The following is a 5,947-nucleotide window of genomic DNA, read 5'->3' as shown; positions in this document are numbered from 1 at the left end:
AAGTTATATAGACTCCACTGCTAAATGGTTTGGAAATGAAGTCGAAGACGAGAATATTAATATTGATTTTAATGCCATCAAAAATTTTTTTGATGCTCGAAAAGTTTTCTATTATGACTATATAGACCGGATTAAAGGTAAGTATGAGGAAAAAATAGATTTTGAAGAACGTGTATCTCAACAAAAAGATTATTTTAATCAAATTCGTTCTTTAGAAGAATATCACGTTAAGCTAGGTAATTTGACAAAAAAATCTCAAAAAGAAGCTGGTATTTTCCTCACAGTAGATATGATGAATCACGCTATTCGCAACAATATGACAAAAGCAGTTTTACTATCTGGAGATAAGGATTTTAAACCACTTGTTGAAAGTCTAGTTAATATGGGAATGCTTGTATATGTGTCTTCCGAAATTCGTTCAACTTCATCAGAGCTGAAATATGCGGCTGATTCTTACATCTCATTGTCATTTTTTGATTACTATAAATGGTCGTCTCCAGAACTGAAAAATAAGTATCCAATGCCTAAAATTGAGACATATAAAACTCCACTTTTAGGTCGAGGTATAGATAAATTTACAGCACTATCAGATATGAAAATTGGTAAGAAATTTGGAGGTATAGTCAAAGTTTCTGAACCTCAAAATGCTGAATTGCTCGATCGGGGAACAGTTAAAGGTTACGAAGTTAAGTTATTTCAAAAAGATCGTGAGTTTATCCTCTTTTTTAGAAAGATAGAAGATGGTTCTACTTTTCAGATGACTTTGAATAATCAGGATAGATTAGAACTTTACTATGCTCTGGAATCTGGAAAAAAAATTAAGTGGGATTAATTCAGTTATCAGCAAAATTTTAGGGTGCGTTAGACGGCGAAAAATTCAGACTATGAAAGGGATTCAATAATCTGTCGTAACGCACCATTTTGGATTTCTCAGTCTCTGAAGTTTTTTAGATGAAACAGTTCTTATAATTATCAAATATTTAGAAAATAATTCTCATCCAGATATAAAAAAACTATAGAAAGTAACTACTAGATTCTAAGTCAAATATCTGCCGCCTTTTTTGCTTCTTCTAACCAACTATCAAACAATTCTTGATTATTTTCAACCCATTCTTTAGCATGGCGACGGATATCTTCTGGAGAATCTTCACCCTCTTTAATATATAGACTTTCAACATTCATATCCTCAGCCGGAATTTGAACCAGTTCAAACCAACGTTTGGCAATTGGGTTAGCTGCTAAAAATTTTTTATTGGCAAAAATTCGCTGCCTATCTACAGCAAATCCAAGATTTTTACCTTCTATAATAGTGTCTTTTTCTGTTAGATTTTTCTGAGATTCCGGAAGAGAGATAAAGGGAACTTCCAACCAAATTATATCTTGCTCTGGTTTTAAGACTGTAGATATCCAGTGAGGATTATAAGCATAGTAGAGAACGCTTTTCCCTTGCTGGTAACGAGTAATAACATCTGCGAGCAAAATAATGTATTGTCCTCTATTATGTTCGACTGTATCTTCTAATCCATAAGTTTTGATTTGATGATCAATTATTCGTTCACAAAACCAACCAGGACTACAACCGACTAAATTAGCTTTACCATTACCATCCGAATCAAATAGTTGAGCAATTTTTGGATCTTTAAGTTGTCCAATATTAGTAATTTTATATTTATCGGCAGTTTTTTTATCGATTTGATACCCTTGTATCACATCAGGAGTCAGAACTCCAACTCGCTCTAACTTTTTTTCACCCCCAGCATTATTAAAATATGCTTGGTGTGCTTTTTCACCACCGATAACACTATAATCTAAGTCTCCATTAGCAACAGATAAATAAATAGCAGGGTAGTCAATTTCTTTGGGTTTTTCAATCTGATAACCAAGTTTTTCCAGACCAATATTTACAATTTCAGTTTGGAAATGTTCCTCAACCCAATTACTATGGGCAGCACGAACTTTAGTTTTTTTAACAGAGGAAGTTGATTGACAGGCAATTACACCTATCAACAAAGTTATCAAAATTATTCCTAAACTAAATTGCCTCAATTGTTGTTTCATTAAACAGTTCTAATAAACCTACAATAAAGATTATTTAGTTAAAATATATCCTCAAACTCTCCATTATCCAAAAAATTTATAAAAGTTTAAGTATTAGATATTTTCAATAGGTAAAAATTATGCAGTAAATTACAATATACCAGGGCGTTAATCGGCCAAATTAAAATTATTTGTTGGCAACAATTAACAGGCGATCGCTAATTATTTTGAGATATGAAAAAATATTATAGAGCTGAGTTTAAAGGAAGGAACGAGGGAGACTTAAAGTAAATATTTTTCTCAATGTTATAATACTGTGAGTAAACCTTAAAAGAGTTAACTATTGGTACGATGACATTAATATTTTTCGCACCCTATCTTTATTTAGCATTGCCTCTATTGTCATGATTATGAGTGCAAGCATTCTGTGGATATTTGTTAATATAATTTTAGCTTTACTACCTATAGTAACTAATTTTATCTTAATTAAGATAATGAAAATTAATAAGAAGTGGTATGAAACTCTGACAGGTGGCGAGTAATTCATTTTTTCTACTACAATATCTGCTTCCGCTATTGGAGTAACTTTTTTTCAAGGTAGTTTAGATAATTCTTTAGGATATTTAGTATTTTGTTTTCTTCTTTTAACGATCATATTTTCCACCCTTTTGTTTGGTTTGGGTAGTCTTGTAAAACTTGACGAAAATAAAATAGGTAAAATACCAAATGAAGAATTATATGCTATTGCTTCAATTGCTTGTGCAATAGCAGCAATTTTTTGTAGTTACTATATAAATTTTGTATCAGGTACAATAAAATGAATGATTCAATAATTGAAGGATTGACTAAACAAGAAGAAACTTTATTTTGGGGTTTAATTAATAAAATATTAGCTAAAAAATTATTGCCATAAGCATCATCTACTTCTACATAAAAACAATTCCAATTAAATTTCAAGGTGGATAATAATGGTTCAATAGATGTAGACTCTATCCATGTAAAATTGATAGCAATTAAGTCTCCTTCACGAATTCTACCTATTATTGTAATTTCTTTTGCAGCATTGACTTTAGGGTTCGTGGCTATTCCTGGAATAATAATTTGGATAGCAACAAATTCTATTCTATTTACAATATTTGCTTTAATAGGATGGGTAGTAGCATCTTTTCTTGGAGTGGGAGCTTTTTTTGGTAGGGTTAATTGGGGTTTCTTTATAGTTACATCTACTGCTTATTTTCTCACCTTTTTATTGGTGATTTTATTATATAAACTCTTGTCGTTATGAACCATATAGGATAAAATTTGTCACTGAATTTTACCCTCCACATCTAATAAACTTGTAACTATATTTCTATATCTGCTTCAGCACATTGATAGTAGTAAACAATAATTATATTTACAGTCTAATTCCTGACGATTAAAGTCATTTACTAATCAATATTTTTAATCTAGAACTACCCAATACATTTACTAGCAAAACGCTAGCTATCAGTGTTGGGTTTCATTCTTCAACCCAACCTAGGCAATTCCATTTTTTATTACGAGTATTCAAAGCAAAATTATGTTTTACCATTCTAATAAAGTTATGGCATAAACCTGAATTCTTAAGCCCCCCTTGGAAAGGGGTGTTTGGGGGGATTAAACTCTTCCACTATTCATACTTCTTATTACTCAAAAAATTGAGCAAACCTTAAGCCTTTTATTATTTATACGCAAAAATCATGCACTAAATTAAAATATATCAAGGCGTTAATCAGCCAAATTAAAATTTCCAAAAGTAATCAAATTATTGCTGATGAATCAATTAACTAATCTCAAATCATTTCCATTAGTTTCGCGACGAACAATACTCAAATTATTAACTATTGGAGCTACCACTGGTTTACTGGGTTATACTCGATTCTCGAAACCCCAACCAACAGTTTTTACTCAAGATAGTTTAGATTTACCACGATATTTAAACAATTCTAAAAGTGTGGTAATAGTCGGGGGTGGATTAGCAGGATTAGCTTGTGCTTATGAACTTAGTCAGCGAGGTTTTACGGTTACTTTATTAGAAAAATCACCACAATTAGGAGGAAAAATTGCTAGTTGGTCTGTTGATGTTGGGGGAGAAAAGTTTATGATGGAACACGGTTTTCATGGTTTTTTTCCTCAATATTACAATCTGAATAGTTTGGTAGAAGAACTAAATATTAATGATAATTTTCAGTCTTTAGAGTTCTATTCTATGGTGTTTAGAGAAGGAAAATATGACCCAGAAGTTTTTCGTCCTAGTAGTTCGGCTTTTCCTTGGAATGTTGTAGATTTAGGAATTTCTTCTCCTAATAGATTTAGATGGGGAATTAATTTAGCAAAGCCTAAACATTGGGAAGTTTTTCGAGCCATAGGTGGCTTTCAAGTAGAAAAAACTTATCAGCAACTTGACAATTTATCTGTTGCTGAATGGGTAGAAAAAGATTTTCCGCAAGGATTGTACGATCTGTATTTTTTGCCCTTTGCTAAATCAAGTCTCAATGCTCCAGACAAATTGAGTGTTGCGGAGTTAATGCAGTTTTTTCACTTCTATTTTTTTGGTAATCCAGAAGGTTTAGCTTTTAATGGTACGAGGCAAGATATGGGTACAAGTTTAGTACAACCAATTGCTAAAGAAATTGAGAATAAGGGAGGTAAAATTTTTACTGATGTTGGGATTAGTAAAATTTATTGGCAAGACAATAAGATTAGTTCAATTAGTTATCAGTTAGGAGAGGCTAAAAGTTTAGTTCCTTTTTGGGTAGAACGTAATTGGGAAATTAATCAAGAGGAAGTTAATTATTTTGGTTCGAGCGATCGCCTCTTTGCTATTGAAGCTAATTCAGATGAGGCTATTTCTCTGACTTGTTCTCATCAAGGTTGTACTGTGGAATTAGCAGAAGATGGAAATTTTTATTGTCCTTGTCACGGTGCAGTTTATGATAGAAAAGGAAAAGTATTGACAGGTCCGCCAAAACGAAATTTATCACGCTACAAGATTAATCAAAGTAGAGAAAATAAAGTGCAGTTAGTTGGTATAACGGAAAATAACTCAGAAATTATATCCACAGAAATTCAAGCAGATTATTATGTCTTTGCTACGGATGTTCCAGGAGTTCAACAGTTATTTAATGTGATGGAAGGAGAAGTAAATCAAAATGTAAAATCCCAGATACAAAAATTACATATAGCTGACCCATTTGCAGTCTGTCGTTTTTGGTTTGACCGAGATTTTGACTGGCAACATAGCAATTTTACTTCTCTATCCGGTTATCAATTAACTGATAGTATTACTCTCTATCATCGCATTCAAGAACAATTTATTCAATGGCATGAAAAAACAGGCGGTAGTGTTGTGGAATTACACGCTTATTGTTACAAAGAAAAACAGTTTCCCACTCAAGAAATTTTACTCACAACTTTTGCACAAGAATTATATGAAATTGTACCGGAATTAAAAGAAGCTAATTTGCTCCATCGAGAATTAGTAAATCAGAAAAATTTTTCCGCTTATCCTCCAGGTAGTTATCAACAACGTCCGGAAACTAATAGTGGTATTTCTAATTTAATGTTTGCTGGAGATTGGGTAAAGATGCCGTTTCCTTGTGGTTTAATGGAAAGAGCTATTAGTAGTGGGTTATTAGCAGCAAATGAAATTCTGACTAAAGAGGGTTTACAAAGGCGAAAATTACTATCAGTAAACCCAGAAGGTATTCTCAAAATTTGATTTTAGGGAGTAGGGGAGTAGGGAGTATGGGAGCAGGGGAGTAGAAAACAAGAAAAACAACTTTACCTCAGTAACTTGAGAAAGACTATCACAGAATAAGTAGGACTTACTTAATAAATTGAGGGAGTGAATATTTTTTCCTAATTCCCAATTCCCTATTTCCTATTC

4 protein-coding genes are annotated in these 5,947 nt (G+C 32.3%); 3 read left to right on the top strand and 1 reads right to left on the bottom strand.

Going from position 1 to position 5,947, the window contains the following annotated elements; all coding sequences use genetic code 11:
• Positions 1-832: NYN domain-containing protein (locus F6K22_RS28635; protein ID WP_293105902.1), on the top strand; the 832-nt coding region annotated here is incomplete at its 5' end.
• 209 nt (positions 833-1,041) lie between these two features.
• Here the strand turns inward: F6K22_RS28635 and proX are convergent.
• Positions 1,042-2,058 carry a glycine betaine/L-proline ABC transporter substrate-binding protein ProX gene (gene proX / locus F6K22_RS28630; RefSeq protein WP_293105901.1) on the bottom strand — a complete coding sequence of 339 codons (1,017 nt, stop codon included), beginning with the start codon at positions 2,056-2,058 and terminating at the stop codon, positions 1,042-1,044.
• A gap of 937 nt (positions 2,059-2,995) precedes the next feature.
• Here proX and F6K22_RS28625 point away from each other — a divergent pair.
• Both F6K22_RS28625 and F6K22_RS28620 read left to right on the top strand, forming a co-directional pair.
• Positions 2,996-3,322, top strand: a complete 327-nt coding sequence (locus F6K22_RS28625) for a hypothetical protein (RefSeq protein ID WP_293105899.1) — start codon at positions 2,996-2,998, stop codon at positions 3,320-3,322.
• Between the two features lie 510 nt (positions 3,323-3,832).
• Positions 3,833-5,779 (top strand): FAD-dependent oxidoreductase, encoded by a 1,947-nt coding sequence (locus tag F6K22_RS28620; protein WP_293105897.1) that lies wholly within the window; start codon positions 3,833-3,835, stop codon positions 5,777-5,779.
• The last annotated feature ends 168 nt before the right edge of the window (positions 5,780-5,947 follow it).

It is taken from the genome of Okeania sp. SIO2F4 (assembly GCF_010672385.1).
GTDB lineage: Bacteria > Cyanobacteriota > Cyanobacteriia > Cyanobacteriales > Microcoleaceae > Trichodesmium.
Note: the sequence above shows the minus strand (reverse complement) of the source record. Positions and strands in the feature narration are given on the sequence as shown.

What these genes read in the sequence shown, in the direction of transcription:
- proX (WP_293105901.1), bottom strand. Translation starts at nt 2,058, where the DNA reads ATGAAACAACAATTGAGGCAATTTAGTTTAGGAATAATTTTGATAACT.
- F6K22_RS28620 (WP_293105897.1), top strand. Translation starts at nt 3,833, where the DNA reads ATGAATCAATTAACTAATCTCAAATCATTTCCATTAGTTTCGCGACGA.